The sequence below is a fragment of the Massilia paldalensis genome (assembly GCF_044901715.1).
GTDB classification, from domain to species: Bacteria; Pseudomonadota; Gammaproteobacteria; order Burkholderiales; family Burkholderiaceae_D; genus Telluria; species Telluria paldalensis.
Genome location: NZ_JBJCIU010000004.1, coordinates 174898 through 198680 on the forward strand (window position 1 = coordinate 174898; position 23783 = coordinate 198680).

Below are 23783 nucleotides of genomic sequence, written 5' to 3' on the forward strand. Positions count from 1 at the left end.
TTTTCCACCTCGTTCCGACATGTCCACCCCCAACCCATCCGCCGTCAAGGCCTGGCTGCTCGATCTGCAAGCGCGCATCGTCGCGGCGCTGGAAGAGGTCGATGGCAAGCCGTTCCTGCGCGACAGCTGGGAGCGCGAAGAAGGCGGTGGGGGCGTCTCGCGCCTGATCGAGGGAGGCAATGTGTTCGAGCGCGGCGGCTGCAATTTCTCGCACGTGCAGGGCAAGAGCCTGCCGCCGTCGGCGATGGCCGCGCGGCCGGAGCTCGCGGGACGCGCCTGGGAAGCGATGGGCGTGTCGCTGGTGCTGCATCCGCGTAACCCGTATGCGCCCACCGTGCACATGAACGTGCGCTTCTTCGAAGCCACGGCCGAGGGCAAGGAACCCGTGTGGTGGTTCGGCGGCGGCATGGACCTGACGCCCTACTACGGCAACGTCGACGACGCCGTGCACTTCCACCGCACCTGCCGCGACGCGCTGGCGCCGTCCGGCGCCGACCTGCATCCGCGCTTCAAGAAGTGGTGCGACGAGTACTTCTACCTGAAGCACCGCAAGGAAGCGCGCGGCGTCGGCGGCATCTTCTTCGACGATTTCAACGAGCTCGGTTTCGACGCGTCGTACGCGCTGGTGCAGCGCGTCGGCAACGGTTTCCTCGATGCCTACCTGCCCATCGTCAAGGCGCGCAAGGACCAGCCCTACGGCGAACGCGAACGCGATTTCCAGGCCTACCGGCGCGGCCGCTACGTCGAGTTCAACCTCGTCTGGGACCGCGGCACGCTGTTCGGCCTGCAGTCGGGCGGACGGACCGAGGCGATCCTGATGTCGATGCCGCCGGTCGTTACCTGGCGCTACGACTGGCACCCGGAAGCCGGCAGCGCCGAGGAAGCGCTGTACCGCGACTTCCTCCCCCACCGGGATTGGCTGGCCCCGTGACCCGCTGTGTCGCCTTGCTGGGAGGCAGTTTCGACCCGGTGCACCACGGCCACGTCGCGCTGGCCGAACTGTTCGCACGCCTGCTGAACCCGGACGAGCTGCGCCTGCTCCCCGCCGGCCAGCCATGGCAGAAATCGAACGGCCTGCAGGCCGGCGATGCCGACCGGATCCGGATGCTGGAGCTGGCCTTCGCCGGCAGCAGCGCCCCCGTGACGATCGATACCCGCGAGATCACGCGCCAAAGTCCGACCTACACGGTCGACACGCTGCGCGAGCTGCGCGCAGAACTGGGCCCCGAGGCAGCGATCGTGTTCCTGATGGGCGCCGACCAGCTGCAGAAGCTCGATACCTGGCGCGACTGGGAAAGCCTGTTCGCGCTGGCCAGCTTCGGCGTCGCCGCCCGCCCCGGCTACCGGCTCGACGATGCGGCGCTGCCCTTGGCGGTGGCGCGCGAAGTGGCGGCGCGGCGCGTGGAACCCGGCGCGCTCTGCGCCAGCGCGGCCGGCAAGGTCTGCATCGCGCATACGCTGGCGGTCGACATCTCGGCCACGCAGGTGCGCGCGGCATTGAAACAAGGCGGGGAATCCGGGACCGATCCGGACGCGAGCGCACAGGCCCAGGTCGGCGCGCTGCTCTCCCCGCAAGTGCTAGACTATATTCAACAACATAATTTATACAAGAGCTAATGGATATCAAGAAACTGCAAACGCTCGTCGTCGACGCCCTCGAAGACGTCAAGGGCCAGGACATCGTCCTGTTCGACACGACCGGACTGACCAGCCTGTTCGACCGCATCGCGGTCGTCTCGGGTACGTCGAACCGCCAGACCAAGGCGCTGGCCGCCTCGGTGCGCGACAAGGTCAAGGCAGCAGGCGGCGACGTGGTCGGCCTGGAAGGCGAAGACACGGGCGAGTGGGTGCTGGTCGACCTGGGCGACATGATCGTCCACATCATGCAGCCGGCCATCCGCCAGTATTACCGCCTGGAAGAGATCTGGGGCGAGAAGCCCGTCAAGCTGGGCGCCGCCAAGCGCAAGTCGACGGCCGAAGGCATCGAGGCCGATGCGCCGAAGACCAAGTCGAAGCACCTGGCCGCCAACCAGGACCAGCCGGAAGCCAAGCCGGTGCGCGAGCGCAAGCCCGCCGCCAAGAAGGCTGCAGGCGCCACCGCCACCGCCGCCGCCAAGAAGCCGGCCGCCAAGATCCCGACCGGCGCCAAGGTGAAGGTCGCGCTGCCGAAGACGGCCGTGGCCTCGGCCGCCGCCGCCAAGGCCGCCAAGGCAGCCGCTCCGAAGCGCGCGAAAGCCGCGCCGGCCGAAGCCGCCGCCACACCGGTCAAGAAAGTCATCCGCCGCATCAAGAAGACCGAAGAGTAATCCTCGATGCAGTTGATGATCGTCGCGGTCGGCCACAAGATGCCGGCCTGGATCGAGACCGGCTTCGCGGAGTACGCCAAGCGCATGCCCCCCGAGCTGCGCATCGTGCTCAAGGAAGTCAAGCCGGTCGAGCGCTCCGGCAGCAAGACGGCGGCGACCGCGATGGCGCTCGAGCGCGAGCGCATCGAAGCCGTGCTGCCCAAGGGCGTGCGCATCGTCGCCCTGGACGAGCGCGGCAAGGACCTCACCAGCGTCGGCCTGTCCCAGCAGCTGGAAAGCTGGCAGCAGGACGGCCGCGATGTCGCCTTCCTGATCGGCGGCGCCGACGGCCTCGATCCCGAGCTGAAGGCGCGGGCCGACGGCCTGATCCGTATTTCCAGCATGACGCTGCCACACGGCATCGTGCGCGTGATGCTGGCGGAACAGCTGTATCGTGCCTGGTCGATCACCCAGAACCACCCCTATCACCGCGTTTGAACCTGCCCCGTCCATGCCTTCGCTGAAAACGCCCGACCAGAAGATCTATCTCGCCTCCAAGAGCCCGCGCCGGCGCGAACTGCTGCGCCAGGTCGGCATCGATTTCGAGCTGCTCAGCCTGCGCTCCGACCTGGGCCGCAGCCTGGACGTCAGCGAGGACGTGCTGCCCGGCGAAGCGCCGCTGCCCTACGTGGAACGGGTCGCGCTGGCCAAGGGCGCGGCGGCCTGGAACGTGCTGCACCAGCGGCGCATGCAGATCCGTCCGGTGCTGTCGGCGGACACCACCGTCACCATCGACGGCGAGATCCTCGGCAAGCCGGCCGACGTGCGCGAAGCCGTGGCCATGCTGGAGCGGCTCTCGGGCCGCACGCACCAGGTGCTGACGTCGATCGCCGTGCATGCGCACAACATGGTCGAGCAGGTCACGCAGGTATCGCACGTGCGCTTCGCCACGCTGTCGCCGCAGGCCATCCGCGCCTATTGCGCCACCGCGGAACCCTACGACAAGGCGGGCGCCTACGGCATCCAGGGCCTGGCCGCGCTGTTCATCGAGCACATCGACGGCAGCCATTCGGGCATCATGGGCTTGCCGGTGTTCGAGACGGCGCAATTGCTGCAGAAGGCGGGCGTCAATCCGTTGTAATGCACCCATGAAACCGTCGTCCCCGCGCAGGCGGGGATCCAATTTGTACGCGTTGCCGCAACGCTCACGCAATTGGGTCCCTGCCTGCGCAGGGACGACGAATCTGGCGCCAACGGCCCTCTCCCCCACCGTGTATGATGTCGTCCTGAACAATAACGCACGGCCCGCCCCCAATGACTGAAGACATCCTGATCAATATCACCCCCCAGGAAACGCGCGTCGCGCTGGTGGTGCAGGGTGCCGTGCAGGAATTGCATATCGAGCGCACGCTCACCCGGGGGTTGGCCGGCAATGTCTATCTCGGCAAGGTCGTGCGGGTGCTGCCGGGCATGCAGTCGGCGTTCATCGACATCGGCCTGGAACGCGCCGCCTTCCTCCACGTGGCCGACATCTGGGAAGCGCGGCCGCACGACGGCGCCAACGCGCCGCCGACCCCGATCGAGAAGCTGCTGTTCGACGGCCAGGTGCTGACCGTGCAGGTGATCAAGGACCCGATCGGCACCAAGGGCGCGCGCCTGTCGACCCAGATCTCCATCGCCGGGCGCATGCTGGTGTACCTGCCGCAAGATAAGCACATCGGCATCTCGCAGAAGATCGAGAAGGAATCCGAGCGCGAGGCCCTGCGCGCGCGCATGCAGGGCCTGCTGCCGCCGGACGAGAAAGGCGGCTACATCGTGCGCACCCAGGCCGAGGACGCGTCCGACGCCGACCTGGCCGCCGACGTCGACTACCTGCGCAAGACCTGGGGCGCGATCACCAAGGGCGCGCGCACCCTCCCGGCCACCAGCCTGCTGTACCAGGACCTGAGCCTGGCCCAGCGCGTGCTGCGCGACTTCGTGCACGACGAGACGGCGGCGATCCTGGTCGATTCGCGCGAGAACTACCTGAAGCTGGTCGAGTTCGCGCAGGTCTATACGCCGAGCGTGCTGTCGCGCCTGCAGCACTACACGGGAGAACGCCCGCTGTTCGACCTGTACGGCGTCGAGGAGGAAATCCTGCGCGCGCTGGGGCGCCGCGTCGACCTCAAGTCGGGCGGCTACCTGATCGTCGACCAGACCGAGGCGATGACCACGATCGACGTCAATACCGGCGGCTTCGTCGGCGGACGCAATTTCGCCGACACGATCTTCAAGACCAACCTGGAAGCCGCGCACGCCATCGCGCGCCAGCTGCGCCTGCGCAACCTGGGCGGCATCATCATCCTCGACTTCATCGACATGGAGAACAACGAGCACCGCAATGCCGTGCTGGCGGAGCTCAAGAAGACCCTGTCACGCGACCGCACCAAGGTGTCGGTGAGCGGCTTCTCGGCCCTGGGCCTGGTCGAGATGACGAGGAAGCGCACGCGCGAATCGCTGGCGCATATCCTGTGCGAGCCCTGCCCTGCCTGCGCTGGCCGCGGACAGGTGAAGACCTCGCGCACGATCTGCTACGAAATCCTGCGCGAGCTGCTGCGCGAAGCCAAGCAGTTCAACCCGCGCGAATTCCGCATCCTGGCGTCCCAGGAAGTGGTCGACATGTTCCTGGAAGAAGAGTCGCAGCACCTGGCCATGCTGGGTGATTTCATCGGCAAAAAGATCTCGCTGCAGGTGGAAAAAGGCTACCATCAGGAGCAGTACGATGTCATTTTGATGTGAAATTTTGTCGGTAAACTGTATGAGGCGCGACAAACACTTGCCAAGCAGTTCAATGCTTGTTGCAGCCAATGGACAAAGCGTCCGAAAATAGCGCTGGCGGACACGCCACTCCCCGGTTTAGACTACAATTCGTGACAATTTGCTGAATTAGAGAGTTGGCGGTAACGCGTTTCAAAGCGACCGTTGCGGGATGCGGCCAGCCGACCGGTAGGGAACCTTGATCAACCGTGGAGAGACGTCATTGTTTGGCGAACAACGGAATGTCGCGGTTCCCGTTTGGTGCTGCCGGCAGCTGATGCGCCGCGGCTCCCCTGAATGGACCACTGGCGGCGTCATCACACAGGCAGGCGACCCGTAAGAGACAATGAACGTACCTCTCATTCCTTCCGAACTGCTGCAGAAGTCGGACAAAATCCTGTTCATCGCCCACCTGGCGCTGGGCGACTACACGTACCTGCAGAATTGCTTCCAGGCGTTCGCGCAAGCGTATCCGCACCTGAAGCTGCACCTGTGGGTCGACGAAGTGCGCCGCACCGGCGACGCCTCGCAGTGGCCGCACCTGAAAAAGAACGTCCTGTACGACTGGCTGGCGGCCTGCGATTTCATCGACAAGGTCTACGACCGCAACTATTCGCCCGAGCTGTTCCAGGACTCCATCAAGGAAGCGCAGCAGGAACGCTACCCGATCGTCGTCTCGCTCGGCACGCTGCGCCCGCACTTCTACGCCAACCTGGCGCGCGAGATCAGCCCGGACGGCTTCGTCGTCGGCCTGAAGAAGCCGCTGGGCCTGCTCGACCTGCCGCACTGGTTCGCCTACCACAAGCTGGACGCCAGCCTGAACCCGGACGTGGCCGACCGCAACAGCGCACCGCACATCAGCGACGTGCATGCCGAATGGTTCCGCCAGCTGGCCAACGTCGACATCCCGCCGGCCGCGCGCATTCCCTTCGTGCATATTCCGCAGCAATTCGTCGACGGCGCCCGCGCCCGCCTGCACGACTGGGGTTTCGATCACCGCCAGGGCAAGCTCGTTTTCATCAACCCGTTCGCCAAGACCCGCAAGCGCTGCTGGCCCGTCGAGCGCGTCGCCGAACTGATCACGACCATGCGTGCCCAGCCGGAATGGCGCGACGCCTGCTTCATCGTCAACGCGGTGCCGCAGGAAGTCGAACGCGTCAAGACGATGCTGGCCGAGCGCAAGCTGGACCGCACCGAACTGTTCAGCGCCAACGAGAATTTCTTCCAGCTGCCCGCCATGTTGGCGCAGTGCGACCTGATCGTCTCCGTCGAGACGGCCGTGATGCACCTGGCCAATGCCGTGGGCGTGCCGGTCGTCGCACTGATGCGCCAGAAGACGCCGGAATGGGCGCCCGTCGACAAGGCCAACTCCACCGTCATCACGGCGGACCAGCGGCGCGACTGGGTCAAGGCGATTCCGGTGCAGGCCGTCATGCACGCGCTGGCGTAAGTTTAAAAAAATTGGGCCCCTGCCTGCGCAGGGGCGACGTTCGAGATGCGTCGCCCCTGCGAAGGCGTGATAGTGCCCCCGGCACTATCACGCCAATTTCGTCACCCCATCTCCAGCCTCCCTTCCCGCAGCTCCATCAGCTGCACCCCTTCCTGCCCCACCAGGTTCCGGTCGTGCGATGCGATGAGCACGCTGCCCCCGGCATCGATGAGCGCGGCGATCGACCCGAACAAGCACTTGCGCGCCACCTCGTCCAGGTCAGCCGTGGGCTCGTCCAGCAGCATCAGTTTCGGTTTCAGCACCTTGGCCCGCGCCAGCGCCACGCGCCGCTGCTCGCCGCGCGACAGCCGGGCCGGATCGATGCCGCGCAGGTGGGCGACGTTGGCCCAGGCCATGGCTTCCTCGACCTGGGCCGCGATCTCCGCCGGCGCCACGCCGCGTACCGACAGGCCGTAGCCGATGTTGTGGGCCACGCTGGTGGAAAACAGCACCGGATGCTGGTGCACGTAGACGATGCCGGTGCGCATGGCGCGCGGATACGGATGCGGAATCACGTCCAGGCCCTCGAAGCGCAGGCTGTCGATCTCGGCCCGTTCCAGGCCGCCCAGCACGCGCAGCAGCGTGCTCTTGCCGGCGCCGTTCATGCCGGTCAGCAGGTAGGCGCCGTGCGTGGCGATCTCGATCCGGTCGATGTCCAGCAGCAGGCGCTCGTCCGGATGCGCGCCAAGCCGCTTGCGCAGGCCGCGCACGCCCAGCAGCGCCTTGCGGCGCTCGTCGCCGGTGCGCACGTCCACGCTCGCCAGCATGCTCTGGATCGATATGCTCTGGATCATGCCGGCTGCCTCCTCAACACGCGCGGGGCGCCCTGCAGCCACGCCAGCACGCCCGTGAGCGGCAGCGCGAACGCCAGCAGCACGATGCCCAGCGCGATGGCCTGGCCGACGTCGCCGCGGCCCGCCTCCAGCGCCAGCGCCGTGCCCAGGCTGCGCGTGTGTCCCGCGATGTTCCCGCCCAGGACCAGCGCGCCGCCGATCTCCGCGATCGCCCTTCCGAAGCCCAGCAGGATGGCCGCCATCACCCCGAAGCGCGCCTCGTGAAGCACGCGCAGCATCACCTGGCTGCGCGTGCCGCCCAGCGCCAGTGCCGTCTCGGCATACAGCGGGTCGACGGCCTGCACGGCCGCCAGCGTGTAGGCGAACAGCACGGGAAACGTGACGACGAACACGCCCAGCACCATGCCCGGCTCGGCGAACAGCCAGCGCAGGTCGCCCAGCGGCCCGGCGGGCGCCAGCAGCAGGTAGAGCAGCAGGCCGACGAGCAGCGTCGGCACGGCCAGCATCGCCTGCGCCAGCCAGGCGATGGCGCGGCGCCAGCGGAAGGGGTGCAGCGCGGCCTGGTAGCCGAGCAGCAGCGCCGGCGGCGCCGCCAGCAGCAGGCCCGCCAGGCTCGTCGCCAGCGACACCCAGACCAGGTGCCACAGCGCCGCATCGCCCGTGAGCAGCAGGCCGAAGGCGCGCAGGGTGGCGTCGAGGGCGCCCATCACGCGGCGCGCGCGGCGTCCACGTGGCCATCCAGTTCATGGCCGAAGTGGGCGAGCACGGAATCGATGGCGCGGGCGGCGGCCGGGCTGGCGTCGCGCAGGCCGTGCGCCAGTGCTTCCAGGCGCGCGGCGCTGCCCGGCATGGGGCAGTCCAGCAGCGCCAAGGCTGCGTCGATGGCGTCATGGACCGCGCTGCCGGCCTGCGCGCGGCAATGCGCCAGCACGGCGCAGGCGGCGTCACAGGCGCGTTCGCCTTCGGCCAGCACGACCACGGTGCCGGGGTGGACGTCGACGTCATGGCGCCCCAGCGTGTCGGCATCGAGGGGGATGTCGGCCATGGCGGCAGGCAGGATCGCGCCCGCGGCGCCGCCCGGCAGGCAGGCGTACAGCGCGGCGCCCTCGCGCATGCCGCCGCAGTATTCGTCGACCAGCTCGCGCGCCGTGGTGCCGGCCGGTACCAGTTTCACACCGGGCACGCGCACGGCCCCGGATACGGCAAAGGAGCGCAGGCCGCGCTTGCCGTGCCGGCCCTGGCTCGTGAACCAGTCGGCGCCGCGCTCGAGGATGTCGCGCACCCAGTGCAGGCTTTCGGCGTCCTGTTCCAGCGTGATGGCGGCATCCGGCGGCGCCGCGCCGATCCGGATGTGTACGAAGCCGGCTTCCGGCAGGTCGGCGTGCAGGAAAGCCAGCTCTTCCCGCAGCATGGCATGCAGACCGGGCTCGCCGTCGGGCAGGCGCAGCTGCACGTGCTCGATGTCGGCGGCCCAGGCGGCGAGCAGCGCGCCTTCCAGCACCCGGTGCGGGTCCCTTCCCAGGTAGTGGCGGTCGCGCAAGGCCCAGGGTCCGCCGCCGTCGACGTCCACCAGCAGCGCGCGCGGGCCGGGCGCCGTGCGCACCTGGCGCCAGCGCCGGCCGGCGGGGATGGTGCCGCCGCCGGCATCGGGAATGCGCAGGCCGGCGGCCATCATCGTCACGATCGCGCTTTCCGGATGCAGCCGCCCGCCCAGGCAGGCCTGCAGCAGGCGGTAGCCGCCGGCGGCGCGGTAGGCCGCATGGTCCACGTAGCCGGAATCCGTTGCCTTGTCCTCGATCGCTCCCATGCCTGCCCCCTCGTCCGTTCTCGTCCGCCCCTGTCGCTGCCATGTCCGCGAGGGGTTCTTGTCGGCAGGATCATAAACCGCCGGGCCGATGGGGGGCGCATGACAGGGATGCCCGGCCCGGTTATCATCGCCGGCTCTCCGGCCCGGCCGGACCCCAGCAAGGAAGCGCATGAACCAGGAATTCGACGTGGCGCAGCTGCTGGCCGGCCTGCCGGCACGCATCGACGCCATCCCCCGCAACGCCGCCGCGCGTACGCCCGACGCCCCGGCGCTGGCCGAAGCCGGCCGCACCATCGGCTACCGCACGCTGGTCGACGCCATCGACCGCCATGCGGCGCTGCTGCGCGACCTTGGCGTGCGGCGCGGCGACCGGGTGCTGCTGGCCAGCGAGAACTGCGCCGCGCAGGTGGCGCTGGTCTTCGCGGCATCGACCGTGGGCGCCTGGATCGTCAACGTCAATCCGCGCCTGACCGCGCCCGAGCTGGACGGCATCGCGCTGCACAGCGGCGCGCGCGTGGCGCTGTACACGGCGGGCGTGTCGGCGGAGGCGGCGGCCCATGCGGCGCGCGCGGGAGCGCATGCCTGCCCCGGCTTCGACGGCCTGATGGCGGGGTCGCGCAACGAGGAGTGCACACCGGAAGCGGACGGTGACGAAGCGGTGGCGGCCCTCGTCTACACGACGGGCACCACGGGCCAGCCGAAGGGCGTGATGCTGAGCCACCGCAGCCTGCTGTACGTGGCCGCCGTTTCCAGCCGCCTGCGCGGCCTGGTGCCGCAGGACCGCGCCTGGGGCGTGCTGCCCATCTCGCACGTGTACGGCCTGACCTCGGTGATGCTGGGCACCCTGAGCGCGGGCGCCTGCCTGCAGCTGGCGCCGCGCTTCGCGCCGCAGGAGATGCTGGCCGCCATCCGTGACGAGGGCCTCACCATCGTGCAGGGCGTGCCGGCCATGTATGCGCGCCTGCTGGCGCTGCCCGAAGTCGCCGGCACGCGCCCGCCTTTACACCTGCCGTCGCGGCTGCGCTTCGCCTATGCCGGCGGCTCGCCGCTCGACCCGCAGCTCAAGGAACGCGTCGAGGCGCTGCTCGGCATGCCCCTGCACAACGGCTACGGCCTCACGGAAGCCGCGCCGACGGTCAGCCAGACCCGCCTGGACGCGCCCCGTGCCGACACGTCCGTCGGCCTGCCGATCCCCGGCGTCGAGGTGCGCCTGGTCGACGGCGCAGGCCGTGACCTGGCCGACGGCACGCCGGGCGAGCTATGGGTGCGCGGCCCCAACCTGATGCGCGGCTACTACCGCGAACCGCAGCTGACTGCCGCCGCGCTGCGTCCCGGCGGCTGGTTGAACACGGGCGACATGGCCACCCGCGCGGCGGACGGCGCGCTGTCCATCGTCGGGCGCAGCAAGGAATTGATCATCCGCTCCGGCTTCAACGTGTTCCCGCTGGAGGTCGAGACGGCGCTCAACAGCCACCCGGGCGTCACGCAGTCGGCGGTGGTGGGCCGGCCGTGCGCGGACGGCAACGAGGAAGTGGTGGCGTTCGTGCAGCCGGCACCGGGCGTGGCTCCGTCGTCCGAGGAACTGGCCGGGTGGGCAGCCGCGCGCCTGGCGCCGTACAAGCGGCCGGCGCGAATCGTGGCGCTGGCGGCGCTGCCGGCGGCGCCGAGCGGGAAGGTGCTCAAGCACGTGCTGGCGAAGATGGCGCTGGAATTGCCGTAACGGGTATGCAATGGTGGGCACGGGGTGCCCACCCTACGGCGACGGTGATTGATGCAAGTTACCGTCGCCCCTGCGCAGGCAGGGGCCTAATTTGACGTCGGTAGCGCCATGAGAAATTGGGCCCCTGCCTTCGCAGGGGCGACGGGGTTTTTCAGCTGCCGTTTTACGCTAACCCGCTGCATTTTTCCGCTACCTGCGCCGCTTCTTCCAGTTGTAATCCGGCCCCGTCACGTCCACCCCCGGATGCCCCACCACGTCCGGATGCTCCGAACACATCGTCACGAAGCGCACGCCCTCCCCTTCGCGCTGGCGGCGCCGCAAGTCCTCCATGAAGCGCATCGCATCGACCATCGCGTCGGTCCCGAAAGCCTGCGCATGCGGCGTGCTGCCGGCGGCATCGGCGATCGTCCAGTAAACCATGTACATCGTTTCTCCTTTCGCGCCCTGGCGCTCCTGCGGCAGCATGGGCGGGCGCCGCATGCCCTGTCAAGGAACGCATCCAAAGGCCAGTGTCATAGATAAATTGACTATGGACGTAGGACTACTCCGAAATCTCCCCTATATGTGGGCCACCCCACACAAGGAGGTGGATCGCTTGTCTAGGCTTAGGCCTTGGATCAAATACGCAGGAAACGCTCATGAACCTCAACAGTCATATTCAGCCAGCAACTTCTCCGCTCCAGCTCTGGGGCGGCCTCGAATGCACCGTCAACCGCGTACGCGACGAATACTTTTCCCAGATGGACCGCAACGGCCATGCAGAACGCCTGCAGGACCTGGAGCGCTTTGCCTCGCTCGGCATCAAGGCCATCCGCTACCCCGTGCTGTGGGAACGCACGGCGCCGGACGGCATCGAATCGGCCGACTGGTCGTGGTCCGACGAACGCCTGCCCGTGCTGCAGCAACTGGGCGTCTCGCCCATCGTCGGCCTGATCCACCACGGCAGCGGTCCGCGCCATACGAGCCTGATGGCGCCCGATTTCGCCGACAAGCTTGCCGAATACGCGGGCGCCGTGGCGCGCCGTTATCCGTGGGTCGAGTACTGGACCCCCGTCAACGAACCCTGCACGACCGCGCGCTTCTCCGGCCTGAACGGCGTCTGGTACCCGCACGGCAGCAGCGAGGCGGAATTCATCCGCGCGCTGATCAACCAGTGCCGCGCCGTGGTGCTGTCGATGCAGGCGATCCGCGCCGTCAACCCGGACGCCAAGCTGGTGCAGACCGACGACCTGTCGCGCACCTACGGCACGGCCGAGATGAGCGAGTTCGTCAACTTCTTCAACGAGCGCCGCTGGCTCGGCTGGGACCTGTTGTGCGGCAAGGTCGACGAAGGCCACGCGCTGTGGACCTACCTGCTCGAGAACGACGCGACGCCCGAAGAGCTGCTCTGGTTCAAGGACAATATGTGCCCGCCGGACGTCATCGGCGTCAACTACTACGCGACCAGCGAACGCTGGCTCGACCATCGCGCGGAACGCTATCCGGAAAGCCGCCGCACCGTGTACCGCGGCGTCCCGCACGCCGACATCGAATGCCCGCGCGTGCTGGCCACGCCGACGCCGGGCGTGGGCCCGCTGCTGCAGGAGACCTGGGACCGCTACGGCCTGCCGATCGCCATCACCGAGGCCCACATCGACGCCAAGCGCGAAGACCAGCTGCGCTGGCTCGTCGAGATGTGGAACGCGGCCAAGAAGGTGCAACAGGGCGGCGCCGACATCCGCGCCGTCACCGTGTGGGCGCTGCTCGGCTCCTACGACTGGAACTGCCTCGTCACCGAATGCCGCGGCTACTACGAGTCCGGCCCCTATGACGTGCGCGGTCCGCAGCCGCGCCCGACCGCCGTCGCCACGCTGATGCGCGAACTGGCCAGCGGCCGTCCCCTGTCGGCGCCCGTGCTGCAGGGCCAGGGCTGGTGGCGCCGGCCGGGCCGCTTCCTGGCCAAGCCGGTCGCCACCCGCACGGCGGTGGCCGACATCGCCGAACGCGGCGCCTTCCGCTCCACCTTCCCGCAGCCGATCCTCATCATCGGCGCCACCGGCACGCTGGGCCGCGCCTTCGCGCGCATCTGCGCCGAGCGCAACCTGGCCTGCCACGTGCTGACGCGCCAGGAGATGGACATTACCGACCCGGCCTCGGTCGAGGCGGCGATCGTGCGCTTCAAGCCCTGGGCGATCATCAACGCCGGCGGCTACGTGCGCGTCGACGATGCCGAGGAAGACGTCGAACGCTGCATGCGCGAGAACGCGCACGGCCCCACCGTGCTGGCGCTGGCCGCGATTCGCCACGCGCTGCGCTTCGCCACGTTCTCCAGCGACCTGGTGTTCGACGGCACCCTGGGCCGCCCCTACGTCGAGTCCGACCGGGTCGCGCCGCTGAACGTCTACGGCCGCAGCAAGGCCGACGCCGAACGGCGCGTGCTCGATTCCGACCCGCAGGCCCTCGTCATCCGCACCAGCGCCTTCTTCGGCCCGTGGGACGAGCACAACTTCGTCACGCAAGCCATCGATGCCCTGGCCAACGGCCGCGAGTTCGCCGCCGCCGGCGACATGATGGTCACGCCGACCTACGTGCCGGACCTCGTCAACACCACGCTGGACCTGCTGATCGACCGCGAATGCGGCATCTGGCACCTGAGCAACGGCGCAGCGATGAGCTGGGCCGACCTGGCACGCCGCGCCGCGGAGGCCGCCGGCGTCGATGCGGGCAAGCTGCGCGAGATCTCCGCCGCCGACATGGGGCTGCGCGCGCCGCGCCCGGCCGCAAGCGCCCTGAGCAGCGAGCGCGGCATGCTGCTGCCGGCGTTCGACGACGCGCTGGCGCGTTACCTGGTCGACCGCGAAGCCGTGCAGGCCAAGGTCGACAGCGGTACCGTGGGATTTGCGCAGAGCAAGGAAGCGTAAGCGGGCGGCCGGGGTGCGACGCCCCGGCCCTTGTTGTTTCTGAACATTACAGTTTATCCATGGTATTTACTGCAAGCATTTTGCTTTGATACACTGCGTTACATGACGTTACTTTGCGTCACTTAACGTGTATCGAGGTCCACATGCCTGTCGTCTTGCGCCGCCTGCCTGCCGATCTTGCGCCGGAGCGGCGCGCATGAAGCTGTACAGTCCCGAACGCGGCCTGGCCGAACGCCTGGTCGCCACCGCCCTCCCTTCCGTGACCCTCGCCTGCGCCGTGCCGCCGCACCTGGCCGGCATGCGCCGCTGGCGCGAACTGGGCAAGATCCGCCTGCGCGCCCTGCAGCAGCGGCGCGTGGCCCGCGGCTGGCTGACGCTGCTGAATTCGCACCCCGCGTTTTCGGACTACGTGCGCCAGTGTCCGCGCTTCCTGTACAAGGCCTTCCGGCCCTACTCCACCCACGCCATCACGCCGGAGCAGCGCCTGGAGGCGATCCGCGCCCATTACCTGTTCATGTTCCGCCGCGGCCTGGGCGAGACGGTGGCGCGCGCCAGCCGCGGCCCCGTCGTGCTGGCCGAGGCGGCCGGCAGGAGCGGCCTGTCCTACCAGGTCCAGCTGCGCACGATCGACCGCTTCGACCGCGAGGGCGAACTGGTGCTGCAGCTGGCCCAGGACGACAAGATCGTCTACACGGTGGCGTTCACGGTGGCCCCGCGCGACGGCCGCCCGGCGCTGTCCATCGGCTGCGTCCAGGGCGGCAAGACGGAAGATGCGCGCGAGGCGATCCGCCTGGCCACGCGCGAGCTGCACGGCATCCGCCCGAAACAGCTGATGGTGACGCTGGCGCGCCAGCTGGGCCACGAATACGGCTGCGAGCGCATGCTGCTGGTCTCGAACCGCAACCGCGTGATCTACAAGGCGATCCGGCACGGGCGCGTGCTGGCCGACTATGACCAGTTGTGGGAAGAACTGGGCGCCGTGGCGCGCGCGGACGGCGACTACGAACTGGATTGCGGGCCCCTGGAGGCGCCGGACCTGGAGGCGATTCCCTCGAAGAAGCGCTCGGAGGCGAGGAAACGGCATGCGCTGGTGAGCGCGCTGGCGGAGGGGGTGTGCGTGACGTTGAGGGCGCGGCAAATGCAGTAACGGGGTCGGCATTCACCACCTGCACATGAACGTCGCCCCTGCGAAGGCAGGGGCCTGATTTCTCCACGCGTTGCCGGCACGCGTGCAACATTGGGTCCCTGCCTTCGCAGGGACGACGATGCTTGCTGTTCCTTGCTCTTCTTCTCATGTGCGCCCCCCCCGGGCGCACATCGCTCATCCGCCCAGGATCGGCGCCAGCTCGCGCCACACCCGGTCGACACTCATCTTGTTCATGCAATCGTGGTGCCCCAGCGGGCACTCGCGCTTGCGGCATGGCGAGCATTCCAGGCGCAGCGACACGGTGCGCGACAGGTCGGACAGCGGCGGCGCGTAGTCCGGGTCGGTGGAGCCGTACAGGGCCACCACCGGGCGGTTCAGCGCCGAGGCGATGTGCAGCAGGCCCGAGTCGTTCGAGACCACGGCGCCGGCCTGGGCGATCAGGGCGATGGCGTCGTCCAGCGAGGTCTGGCCGGCCAGGTTGACGACGGCCGGCGCGGCCTGGCCGGCGCATTCCTGCACCTGGTCGCAGGTTTCGCGGTCGTTCGGGGAACCGAGCAGCGCGATCTGCACGCCCGGCACCTTGTGCGCGACGCGCTCGGCCAGCGCGCCGTAGTGGGCCGGCGGCCAGCGCTTGGCGATGCCGAACTCCGCGCCGGGCGCGAACACCACCAGCGGACGGTCGAGGTCCAGGCCCAGGCGCGCGCGCACGTCGTTCGATTCTTCCCCGCCCACGATCAGGATCGGCCGCACCGGGCGCGGCGACGGCAGCTCCGGCTCGCGCGCCAGCGCCGAGTAGAACGGCACCATCGAGCGGCGCGGGACGTCGTCGTGGTGCATCACGTTGACCATCCCGTAGCGCATCTCTCCCTTGTAGCCGACGCGGCGCGGGATCCTCGCGAGCCAGGGGATCAGCGCGTACTTGAGGGTATTCGGCAGCACGTAGGCGTCGCTGTAGTTGCGCTCCTTGAGCAGGCGCGCGTACTTGAAGCGCTCGCCCAGCTGCAGCGCGCGGTGGCGGAACGGCGTCACCAGGATGTCGTCCGCTTCCTGGATGCGGCGCCACACGGGCACCACCTGCGGCGGCGCCAGCACGTCGATGGGGCGCTCCGGATGCTGCTGCTTGAGCATGCGCAGCAGCGGCTGGGCCATGACGGCATCGCCGATCCAGTTCGGCGAGATGACGAGGGTGCGCGGCCCGTTCTTCATGTCGTTCCCGTTCATGACGCTTCCGCCATGTTGGTGAACTGCAGGCGATACAGGTTGGCGTACATGCCGCCCAGCGCCAGCAGCTCGTCGTGCGTGCCCTGCTCGACGATGCGGCCGTGTTCCATCACGACGATGCGGTCGGCGCGCTCGATCGTCGACAGGCGGTGCGCGATCACGAAGGTCGTGCGGCCGGCCATCAGGGTGTCGAGGGCGGCCTGCACGGCGCGTTCGGATTCGTTGTCGAGGGCCGACGTGGCTTCGTCCAGGATCAGGATCGGCGCATCCTTGTAGATCGCGCGCGCGATCGCCACGCGCTGGCGCTGGCCGCCCGACAGGCGCATGCCGTTCTCGCCGATCATCGTGTCGACGCCTTCCGGCAGGCGCTCGACCACGTCCGCCAGGTGGGCGGCGCGGATCGCGGCCATCAGGCGCGCTTCGTCCACGTGCTCCACGCCGTAGGCGATGTTGGCGCGCAGCGTGTCGTCGAACAGCACCACGTTCTGGCTCACCAGCGCCAGCTGCTCGCGCAGCGACGCCATCCGGATGTCCTGGTAGGGAATGCCGTCCAGCAGGATGCGGCCGGCGTCCGGTTCGTAGAAGCGCGTCACCAGGTTCACGAAGGTCGACTTGCCGCCGCCCGACATGCCGACCAGGGCGACCGTCTGGCCGGCGCGCACGTCGAGCGACACGCCGTCCAGCGCGTTGGCATGCGCGTTCGGGTAGCGGAACACGACGTTCTCGAAGCGCACGTTGCCCAGCGCGCGTCCCAGCGTGCGCGTGCCTGGATCGTGCTCGACGGGCGCGTCGATCATCTCGAACACGGTCTCGGCGGCGGCGATGCCGCGCTGCATGGGGCCGTTGACCTCGGCCAGCGCCTTCAGGGGCGTGAGCAGCATCAGCATCAGGGTGACGAAGTTGGTGAATTCGCCCACGGTCATGTCGGCCTGCAGCGCCAGCACGACGACGAGGGACAGCGCCAGCGAGGTGGCGATCTGGGTGACGGGCGTGGTGGCGGCGAAGGCCACCGTCATGCGCTGCGAAAAGCCGCGCAGCGCCTCGCTGCGCAGGTAGAAGCGGCGGCTTTCGTACTGCTCGCCCGAGAACACGCGGATCACCTGGTGGCCGCGCGCGGCCTCCTCGACCACTTGCGTCATCTCGGCCGTCACGCGCTGGTTCTCGCGGTTCAGGTGGCGCAGGCGCTTGCTGGTGGTGCGCACGATGACGGCCGTCAGCGGCACGACGACGATGGCGACCAGCGTCAGCTTCCAGTTCAGGTACAGCAGCGAGGCGAGCAGGCCGATGACGACGAGCACGTCGCGGACGAAGGAAATGAACACGGAATTGATCATGTCGACGACCTGGCGCACGTCGCCGACCACCGTATTGATCACCTTGCCGGTCGATTCTTCATGGAACCGCGCGACGGGCAGGCGCAGCAGGCGCGCGAAGGCCATCGCGCGCAAATCGTTCAGGACACGGCTGAGCACCCAGTTGTTGTAGTAGGCGGTGGCAAAGGTGCCGATGCCGCGCAGGACGAAGATGGACACCAGCACGCCCGGGATCCACCACAGCGAGAACTCGACCTTGTCGTTGAAGCCCTTGTCCATCAGCAATTCCAAGGCCTTGCCGAGCAGCGGCTGGGTGGCGGCCGTCAGCGCCATCGCCAGCAGCGACAGGAAGGCGCGCCCGCGATAGGGCTTGAGGATCGCCCACAGGCGCTTGATGATGATACGGTTATCCAATTTTATCTTTCGCATTCAGGCAGAAGCCCATCAGCATGAATACCATGAGCGCATAGAACAGGCTGCCTTTCATCGACCAGAAGATCACTTCGGTCAATCCGAATCCAATATAGCCAAGCACGACGAACGTCCCGGCCAGCGCCGCGGCGAACTGCGGCGCCTGCGCATCGCGGCCGAGGCGGCGCATGAAAAACGCCAATGGTGCCACCAGGATGCTGGCCCAGAGCACGAACCCGACCACGCCCCCCGTCGTCAGCGCTTGCAACCCGTCATTATGCAGGTGCGGCAGCTCCAGTACCAAGGGATCGAGGCGTCCTTGTTGTGCAAATTCGGCAAGACGTGTCCTTGCAGCATCGAAATCGCGTCCCAGCAGCGGTTTTTCCTCGATCAGCATCGCCGCGCCCTTCCACAGCTCGAGGCGGGTGCCGACGTTCGTCCACACGCTGCCGCCCTCGTACCAGGTCTCGGCGTCGCGCACGCCTTCGGCGAAACGCGCCTGCACACCCAGTGCCGGCACGAACCATGACGTACCTAACAGCAACACTCCGGCGGCCAGCAAGCCGCTCAGCGCGCGGCTGTCGATGGTGCGCACGCGCGGCGCCAGCACCAGGGCGACCAGCGCCAGCGACACCCAGCCGCCCCGGGTGCCCGTCAGGACCGAGGCCGCCAGCCCGGCCAGCACGCCAGCCCCGCACAGCAGCGTGTCGCGCCGCGAGGCGCGCAGGTCGATCGCGCCGGCCAGCGACAGCAAGCCCAGCAGGAGGGCCAGGTCGCCGAAGGTGATCGCATTGATCAAGCCACCCGGGCGATCGATGTGCAGCGCCAGGCGCTGCCAGCCGATGAAGGCCAGCGACGCCACCGCGCCCGCGCTCGCGCCCCACCAGAGGGCGCGCCGCGGCGCGTTCGACACCAGCACCGCAAGCAGCGCGGTGAGCGCCAGGAACATGCGGGCCGGCTTTTCCACCGATCCCATCGAGGCCCCGCGCACGAGCGCACAACCCAGCACGAACGTGAAATACAGCAGGAACGCCAGTACCACCCACCGTACTTGGGGCCAATGGCTGCGCAACGCATCCCGGCTGGGTTTGAACCAAATCAAAGCGCTGATCAGGAACAGAAAACTGACAAGACTGACGCCGAACAGCGTGACGAGGCTCAAAAAGGGTAAAAAGAAAGCCAGGGCGCCGATCCAGTTCCGGGCCGGCGCCCACGTATTCGTCGAATTACTGTTCATTGATGTTCTTGTGGGATACTCATGCCCCTGAATACAGCAGTGTACATCGGACCTTATGCGGCACGCACAGACAATCTCGGTCGTGATCACCACCTATAACCGGCCAGACGCGCTGGAGGCGGTGGTTCGGGCATGTTTCATGCAGAACGACAAGAATTTCGAAATCATTATCGCTGATGACGGCTCGACTGCCAACACGCGAGCCTGCATCGAGCGCCTGGCGCAAGGCAGCCCCGTACCTGTTCACCATGTCTGGCAGCCCGACCAGGGCTTTCGCGCCGCCATGGCGCGCAATCGGGGCACGCTGGCCGCCACCGGCGACTACATCGTCTTCCTGGACGGCGACTGCATCCCGCAGCGCGACTTCATCGCACGGCACCGGGCGCTGTCCGAACCGGGCTGCCTCGTGTCCGGCAGCCGCATCCTGCTGGACGAGGCGCTGACCCGGCGCGTGCTCGACGAGGGCGTCGACGTCGCCGTGGCCCCGCTGGCCACGCGCATCGGCTGGCGCCTGCGCGGTCACATGAACAAGGTGCTGCAGCTGGCCGTGCGCTGGCCGGACCTGGGCCGCACGACGAAGAAATTCAGCTGGCGCCGCATCAAGAGCTGCAACCTGGGCGTCTGGAAGAGCGACCTCGAGCGCGTCAACGGCTTCGACGAGAGTTTCACGGGATGGGGACACGAGGATTCCGACCTGGTCGTGCGCCTGTTCCACAGCGGCGTCCTGCGCAAGGATGGCGCATTCGCCACCGAGGTCTTCCACCTGTGGCACCGGGAAGCGCAGCGGGACCAGGAATCGAGCAACCGGCGCACGGTGCTGGAGCGGGCGGCGGCCAAGGTGACGCAGGCGACCGTGGGGTTGCGGGAACATGCGGACGAAGCCGCATGATTTGCACTGACCCGGCACCAAACCAACGTCATCCCTGCGAAGGCAGGGATCCAATGTTGCATGCGTTGCGGCTGCGCGTGAAAATTGGGCCCCTGCCTTCGCAGGGGCGACGGTAATTTTTTGGGGCGACGGTATTAGCGCCGCGTCCTAGTACTCGACCGCCACCTCTTTCGCCCCCAGCTGCAACTCCAGCGCATGCTTGAGTTCATCCGACGGCGCCACCCGCCAGTCGTCGCCCAGCTGCAGCGTGCACGGAATGCCCTGCGGCGTCACGCGCAGGCTCACCGGGAGGCCGTCGGTCTGGCGGTACGGTTGCAGGATCTCCGCCAGCTTGCTAGGTGAGGCCGTGCAGGCCAGGTCCATCTCCAGCTTGTGGCCGTACTGGATGCGGGCCGCGGCGATGTCGAAGGCCTTTTCGGCCGTGATGCGCAGGCCGCCGTTGAAGCGGTCTTCCGACACCTTGCCCACCACCAGCAGGAACTCGTCCTCGCGGAAGATGTTCTTGTTCTGCTCCATCAGCTCGTTGTAGATCGTGACCTCGACCACGCCCGACTTGTCGTCGAGCTGGACGATCAGGATCTTGCCGCGTTGCGTCAGCTGGGTGCGCACGCCGGTGATGACGCCGCACAGCATGCGCGGGTCGCGCGACGGCTCCAGGTCCGAGAGCTTGGTCTTGGCGAAGCGCCGCACCTCCTTGGCGTAGGAGTCGAACATGTGGCCGGACAGGTAGTAGCCCAGCGCGGTCTTTTCCTCGGACAGCTTCTGGCGGTCCGTCCACGGCGTGGCCTTCACGTACTCCGGCGGGGCCACCAGGTCGCTGTCGTCGCCGCCGAACAGGCTGACCTGGTTGGCGGATGCTGCGGCCTGGTCGGCCACTTCGATGGCGAACGAGACGGAGGCCAGCAGCACCGCGCGGTCCACACCGAAGCAATCCATGGCGCCGGCGCGGATCAGCGATTCGACGGTGCGGCGGTTGATCTGCTTGCGGTCGACGCGCTTGCAGAAGTCGAACAGGTCCTTGAACTTGCCGCCGCTTTCGCGCGCCGCGATGATCGCCTCGATCGCGCCCTGCCCCGCGCCCTTCACGCCGCCCAGGCCGTAGCGGATGTTCGACACCTGCTTGCCGGTGACGGAACGCGGCTGGCCTTCCGGCGTGAAGCGGAACTGCGATTCGTTCACGTCCGGCGGCAGGATCGTCAGCTTGCAGACGTCGATCGAATCCTCGACAAGGATCTTGATCTTCTCCGTGTCTTCCATGGCCAGCGACATGTTGGCTGCCATGAACGCGGCCGTGTGGTGGACCTTCAGGTAGGCCGTGTGGTACGACAGCAGCGCGTAGGCGGCCGCGTGCGACTTGTTGAAGCCGTAGCCCGCGAACTTCTCCATCAAGTCGAAGATCTCGTCGGCCTTCTCGGTCGACAGGCCGTCCTTGGCGGCGCCGGCGCGGAAGATCTCGCGGTGCTCGGCCATTTCCTCGGCCTTCTTCTTGCCCATCGCGCGGCGCAGCATGTCCGCGCCACCCAGCGAGTAGCCGCCAACGATCTGCGCCATCTGCATCACCTGCTCCTGGTAGACCATGATGCCGTAGGTCTCGGACAGGATCGACTCGGTGCGCGGGTCCGGGTAGTCGAACTTCTCGCCGTGCTTGCGCTTGCAGAAGTCCGGGATCAGGTCCATCGGGCCCGGACGGTACAGCGCCACCAGCGCGATGATGTCCTCGAAGCGGTCCGGCCGCGCATCCTTCAGCATGCCCTGCATGCCGCGCGATTCGAGCTGGAACACGGCGACGGTCTTCGCCTCGGTGAGCAGCTTGTACGACGGCCGGTCGGTCAGCGCCACCTTGGCCAGGTCGAATTCCGCATCCTGCGGATCGAGCGCGCGGATGTAGTTGACGGCGCGGTCCAGGATGGTCAGCGTGGTCAGGCCCAGGAAGTCGAACTTCACCAGGCCGGCCGCCTCCACGTCGTCCTTGTCGTACTGCGAGACCACGCCGGCATCGCCGCCCTGCGTGTACAGCGGGCAGAAGTCGGTCAGCTTGCCGGGGGCGATCAGCACGCCGCCGGCGTGCATGCCGATGTTGCGGGTGATGCCTTCGACCTGCTGCGCCAGGTCGAGCAGCTGCTTGACCTCTTCCTCGTTTTCCAGGCGCTCCTTGAGCAGCGGCTCCTCCTCGATCGCCTCCGCGATCGACACCGGCTTGCCCGGCTTGAACGGGATCAGCTTCGACACGCCGTCGCAGAAGGTATAGCCGAAGTCGAGCACGCGGCCCACGTCGCGGATGGCGCCCTTGGCCGCCATCGTACCGAAGGTGGCGATCTGCGAGACCGCGTCGCGGCCGTACAGGTCCTTCACGTGCTGGATGACGAGTTCGCGCTTTTCCTGGCAGAAGTCGATGTCGAAGTCGGGCATCGAGACGCGTTCCGGGTTCAGGAAGCGCTCGAACAGCAGGTTGTACTTCAGCGGATCCAGGTCCGTGATCTTGAGCGCGTACGCGACCAGCGAGCCCGCGCCGGAGCCGCGGCCCGGGCCGATCGGCACGCCGTTGTTCTTGCCCCACTGGATGAACTCCGCCACGATCAAGAAGTAGCCCGGGAACTTCATCTTGATGATGGTCTCGTTCTCGAACTGCAGGCGCGCCTCGTAGCGCGGCCGCTCCTTCTCGCGCTGCTCCGGGTCCGGATATAGCTGGACGAGGCGCTCTTCCAGGCCCTTCTTCGTTTCGGCGACGAGGAACTCGTCGATGGTCATGCCCGGGGTCGGGAAGTTCGGCAGCTGCGGCTTGCCCAGCGTGAGCGTGACGTTGCAGCGCTTGGCGATTTCCACGGAATTCGCCAGCGCGCCCGGCAAGTCCTTGAACAGCTCGGCCATCTCGGCCTGCGACTTGAAGCACATGCCCTCGTTGAAGCGGCGCACGCGCTTGGCGTTGGCCAGCATCTCGCCTTCCGCGATACACACGCGCGCCTCGTGGGCGATGAATTCGTCGCGGCTGATGAACTGGACCGGGTGCGTGGCGACTACCGGCAGCCCCAGGCGGCCCGCCAGCGCTACCGAATGGCGCACCTGCTGCTCCTGGTTCGGCTGGCCGGCGCGCTGGATCTCGACATAGAAATGGCCCGGGAAGATCTGCGCCCAGCGGCGCGCGCAGGCCTCGGCCTTGGCGATGTCGCCGTTGTCGATGGCCTGGCCGATGTCGCCGAACTGGGCGCCGGACAGCACGATAAGTCCGTTCGCCTGCGGCACCTCCGGCTCGAGCGTGGACACCGAGGTCGCCAGCGCCTCCAGCCACTCGACGCGGATCTCGGCCCGGCCCTTGTACTGGTTCGTCAGCCATGCCTTCGACAGCAGCTCGCACAGCTGCAGGTAGCCGGTGCGGTTCTTGCACAGGATGAGCAGGCGGAACGGCTTGTCGCGGTTGTCGTCGTTGGTGATCCAGGCATCGACCCCGACGATCGGCTTGACCCCCTTCCCGCGCGCCGCTTTATAAAAGCGGACCAGGGCGAACGCATTGGCCAGGTCGGTGACCGCCACGGCCGGCTGCTCGTCCTTGACGGCGGCCTTGACCAGGTCGTCGATGCGGACCAGGCCGTCGACGATCGAGTATTCGGTGTGGATGCGGAGGTGGGTAAACGTCGGGGAAGTCATCCGGCCATTTTACCGCGACCGGCGCGGAGACGGGTTTGCCGGTTTGCTTTTTGGAATGAACAGCGTGGCGGTTTCGCCAACAGTAAAGACTTGACTTGCGGCCGAAGCGCCGCCCCGGCGGCGCCTTCGTCG

At 67.8% G+C, this 23783-nt stretch carries 19 protein-coding genes; 11 read left to right on the forward strand and 8 right to left on the reverse strand.

Annotated elements, in window-relative coordinates; translation table 11 throughout:
- The first annotated feature begins 19 nt into the window (after positions 1-19).
- From hemF to ACI1V7_RS20185, 7 genes are all read left to right on the forward strand, one after another.
- A complete protein-coding gene (hemF, locus tag ACI1V7_RS20155; RefSeq protein WP_404533572.1) occupies positions 20-931 on the forward strand; it encodes an oxygen-dependent coproporphyrinogen oxidase in 912 nt (303 codons plus the stop codon).
- Positions 928-1617, forward strand: coding sequence for a nicotinate-nucleotide adenylyltransferase (locus ACI1V7_RS20160; RefSeq protein ID WP_404533574.1), 690 nt, complete (start codon positions 928-930; stop codon positions 1615-1617). The genes hemF and ACI1V7_RS20160 overlap by 4 nt, the downstream gene beginning before the upstream one ends.
- Positions 1617-2306: a ribosome silencing factor gene (gene rsfS / locus ACI1V7_RS20165; protein WP_404533575.1), complete on the forward strand. Its 690-nt coding sequence runs from the start codon at positions 1617-1619 to the stop codon at positions 2304-2306. The genes ACI1V7_RS20160 and rsfS overlap by 1 nt, the downstream gene beginning before the upstream one ends.
- 6 nt (positions 2307-2312) lie before the next feature.
- Complete coding sequence (gene rlmH, locus ACI1V7_RS20170; RefSeq protein ID WP_404533576.1) at positions 2313-2783, forward strand: 23S rRNA (pseudouridine(1915)-N(3))-methyltransferase RlmH; 471 nt, start codon at positions 2313-2315, stop codon at positions 2781-2783.
- A 22-nt stretch (positions 2784-2805) separates the two neighbouring features.
- On the forward strand, positions 2806-3426 hold the full coding sequence (locus ACI1V7_RS20175; RefSeq protein WP_404534156.1) for a Maf family protein: 621 nt from the start codon (positions 2806-2808) through the stop codon (positions 3424-3426).
- 173 nt (positions 3427-3599) lie between these two features.
- Positions 3600-5063, forward strand: coding sequence for a ribonuclease G (gene rng / locus ACI1V7_RS20180; RefSeq protein WP_404533577.1), 1464 nt, complete (start codon positions 3600-3602; stop codon positions 5061-5063).
- A 364-nt stretch (positions 5064-5427) separates the two neighbouring features.
- Complete coding sequence (locus tag ACI1V7_RS20185) at positions 5428-6531, forward strand: glycosyltransferase family 9 protein (protein WP_404533578.1); 1104 nt, start codon at positions 5428-5430, stop codon at positions 6529-6531.
- Positions 6532-6632: 101 nt separating this feature from the next.
- Here ACI1V7_RS20185 and ACI1V7_RS20190 read toward each other — a convergent pair whose 3' ends face one another.
- From ACI1V7_RS20190 to ACI1V7_RS20200, 3 genes are read right to left on the reverse strand one after another with little or no spacing between them, the layout of a single operon-like run.
- Positions 6633-7364 carry an ATP-binding cassette domain-containing protein gene (locus ACI1V7_RS20190; protein ID WP_404533579.1) on the reverse strand — a complete coding sequence of 244 codons (732 nt, stop codon included), beginning with the start codon at positions 7362-7364 and terminating at the stop codon, positions 6633-6635.
- Complete coding sequence (locus ACI1V7_RS20195) at positions 7361-8071, reverse strand: ABC transporter permease (RefSeq protein WP_404533581.1); 711 nt, start codon at positions 8069-8071, stop codon at positions 7361-7363. The genes ACI1V7_RS20190 and ACI1V7_RS20195 overlap by 4 nt, the downstream gene beginning before the upstream one ends.
- Entirely contained in the window at positions 8071-9171 is a 1101-nt protein-coding gene (locus ACI1V7_RS20200; protein ID WP_404533582.1) for a hypothetical protein, read from the reverse strand. The genes ACI1V7_RS20195 and ACI1V7_RS20200 overlap by 1 nt, the downstream gene beginning before the upstream one ends.
- A 169-nt stretch (positions 9172-9340) precedes the next feature.
- Between ACI1V7_RS20200 and ACI1V7_RS20205 the strand changes: the two genes are divergently transcribed.
- Positions 9341-10891 carry a class I adenylate-forming enzyme family protein gene (locus ACI1V7_RS20205; protein ID WP_404533584.1) on the forward strand — a complete coding sequence of 517 codons (1551 nt, stop codon included), beginning with the start codon at positions 9341-9343 and terminating at the stop codon, positions 10889-10891.
- Between the two features lie 189 nt (positions 10892-11080).
- Here the strand turns inward: ACI1V7_RS20205 and ACI1V7_RS20210 are convergent, their stop codons facing one another.
- A complete protein-coding gene (locus tag ACI1V7_RS20210; protein WP_404533586.1) occupies positions 11081-11371 on the reverse strand; it encodes a hypothetical protein in 291 nt (96 codons plus the stop codon).
- A 158-nt stretch (positions 11372-11529) separates the two neighbouring features.
- Between ACI1V7_RS20210 and ACI1V7_RS20215 the strand changes: the two genes are divergently transcribed.
- Together ACI1V7_RS20215 and ACI1V7_RS20220 are read left to right on the forward strand one after the other, a co-directional pair.
- Positions 11530-13791: a family 1 glycosylhydrolase gene (locus tag ACI1V7_RS20215; RefSeq protein ID WP_404533588.1), complete on the forward strand. Its 2262-nt coding sequence runs from the start codon at positions 11530-11532 to the stop codon at positions 13789-13791.
- 196 nt (positions 13792-13987) lie between these two features.
- Positions 13988-14938: a DUF535 family protein gene (locus tag ACI1V7_RS20220; RefSeq protein ID WP_404533590.1), complete on the forward strand. Its 951-nt coding sequence runs from the start codon at positions 13988-13990 to the stop codon at positions 14936-14938.
- Between the two features lie 174 nt (positions 14939-15112).
- On the opposite strand, the gene waaF is transcribed toward ACI1V7_RS20220, so the two are convergent.
- From waaF to ACI1V7_RS20235, 3 genes are read right to left on the reverse strand one after another with little or no spacing between them, the layout of a single operon-like run.
- A complete protein-coding gene (gene waaF, locus ACI1V7_RS20225; RefSeq protein WP_404533592.1) occupies positions 15113-16159 on the reverse strand; it encodes a lipopolysaccharide heptosyltransferase II in 1047 nt (348 codons plus the stop codon).
- The gene (gene msbA / locus ACI1V7_RS20230) at positions 16156-17886 is read right to left on the reverse strand and encodes a lipid A export permease/ATP-binding protein MsbA (protein ID WP_404533594.1); all 1731 of its coding nucleotides are present in this window, start codon (positions 17884-17886) and stop codon (positions 16156-16158) included. The genes waaF and msbA overlap by 4 nt, the downstream gene beginning before the upstream one ends.
- Entirely contained in the window at positions 17879-19120 is a 1242-nt protein-coding gene (locus ACI1V7_RS20235; protein ID WP_404533595.1) for an O-antigen ligase family protein, read from the reverse strand. Before ACI1V7_RS20235 ends, msbA begins: the two co-directional genes overlap by 8 nt.
- Before the next feature lie 55 nt (positions 19121-19175).
- On the opposite strand from ACI1V7_RS20235, the gene ACI1V7_RS20240 reads away from it, so the two are divergent.
- Positions 19176-20009, forward strand: a complete 834-nt coding sequence (locus ACI1V7_RS20240; protein WP_404533597.1) for a glycosyltransferase family 2 protein — start codon at positions 19176-19178, stop codon at positions 20007-20009.
- A 147-nt stretch (positions 20010-20156) separates the two neighbouring features.
- On the opposite strand, the gene dnaE is transcribed toward ACI1V7_RS20240, so the two are convergent.
- Positions 20157-23651 (reverse strand): DNA polymerase III subunit alpha, encoded by a 3495-nt coding sequence (gene dnaE, locus ACI1V7_RS20245; protein ID WP_404533599.1) that lies wholly within the window; start codon positions 23649-23651, stop codon positions 20157-20159.
- Between the last annotated feature and the right edge of the window lie 132 nt (positions 23652-23783).

Coding starts and splice junctions, on each gene's coding strand:
- hemF (WP_404533572.1), top strand. CDS start 20: ATGTCCACCCCCAACCCATCCGCCGTCAAGGCCTGGCTGCTCGATCTG.
- ACI1V7_RS20190 (WP_404533579.1), bottom strand. CDS start 7,364: ATGATCCAGAGCATATCGATCCAGAGCATGCTGGCGAGCGTGGACGTG.
- ACI1V7_RS20185 (WP_404533578.1), top strand. CDS start 5,428: ATGAACGTACCTCTCATTCCTTCCGAACTGCTGCAGAAGTCGGACAAA.
- ACI1V7_RS20210 (WP_404533586.1), bottom strand. CDS start 11,371: ATGCGGCGCCCGCCCATGCTGCCGCAGGAGCGCCAGGGCGCGAAAGGA.
- ACI1V7_RS20220 (WP_404533590.1), top strand. CDS start 13,988: ATGAAGCTGTACAGTCCCGAACGCGGCCTGGCCGAACGCCTGGTCGCC.
- rsfS (WP_404533575.1), top strand. CDS start 1,617: ATGGATATCAAGAAACTGCAAACGCTCGTCGTCGACGCCCTCGAAGAC.
- waaF (WP_404533592.1), bottom strand. CDS start 16,159: ATGAACGGGAACGACATGAAGAACGGGCCGCGCACCCTCGTCATCTCG.
- ACI1V7_RS20235 (WP_404533595.1), bottom strand. CDS start 19,120: ATGAACAGTAATTCGACGAATACGTGGGCGCCGGCCCGGAACTGGATC.
- ACI1V7_RS20205 (WP_404533584.1), top strand. CDS start 9,341: ATGAACCAGGAATTCGACGTGGCGCAGCTGCTGGCCGGCCTGCCGGCA.
- rng (WP_404533577.1), top strand. CDS start 3,600: ATGACTGAAGACATCCTGATCAATATCACCCCCCAGGAAACGCGCGTC.
- rlmH (WP_404533576.1), top strand. CDS start 2,313: ATGCAGTTGATGATCGTCGCGGTCGGCCACAAGATGCCGGCCTGGATC.
- ACI1V7_RS20200 (WP_404533582.1), bottom strand. CDS start 9,171: ATGGGAGCGATCGAGGACAAGGCAACGGATTCCGGCTACGTGGACCAT.
- ACI1V7_RS20215 (WP_404533588.1), top strand. CDS start 11,530: ATGAACCTCAACAGTCATATTCAGCCAGCAACTTCTCCGCTCCAGCTC.
- dnaE (WP_404533599.1), bottom strand. CDS start 23,651: ATGACTTCCCCGACGTTTACCCACCTCCGCATCCACACCGAATACTCG.
- ACI1V7_RS20240 (WP_404533597.1), top strand. CDS start 19,176: ATGCGGCACGCACAGACAATCTCGGTCGTGATCACCACCTATAACCGG.
- ACI1V7_RS20195 (WP_404533581.1), bottom strand. CDS start 8,071: ATGGGCGCCCTCGACGCCACCCTGCGCGCCTTCGGCCTGCTGCTCACG.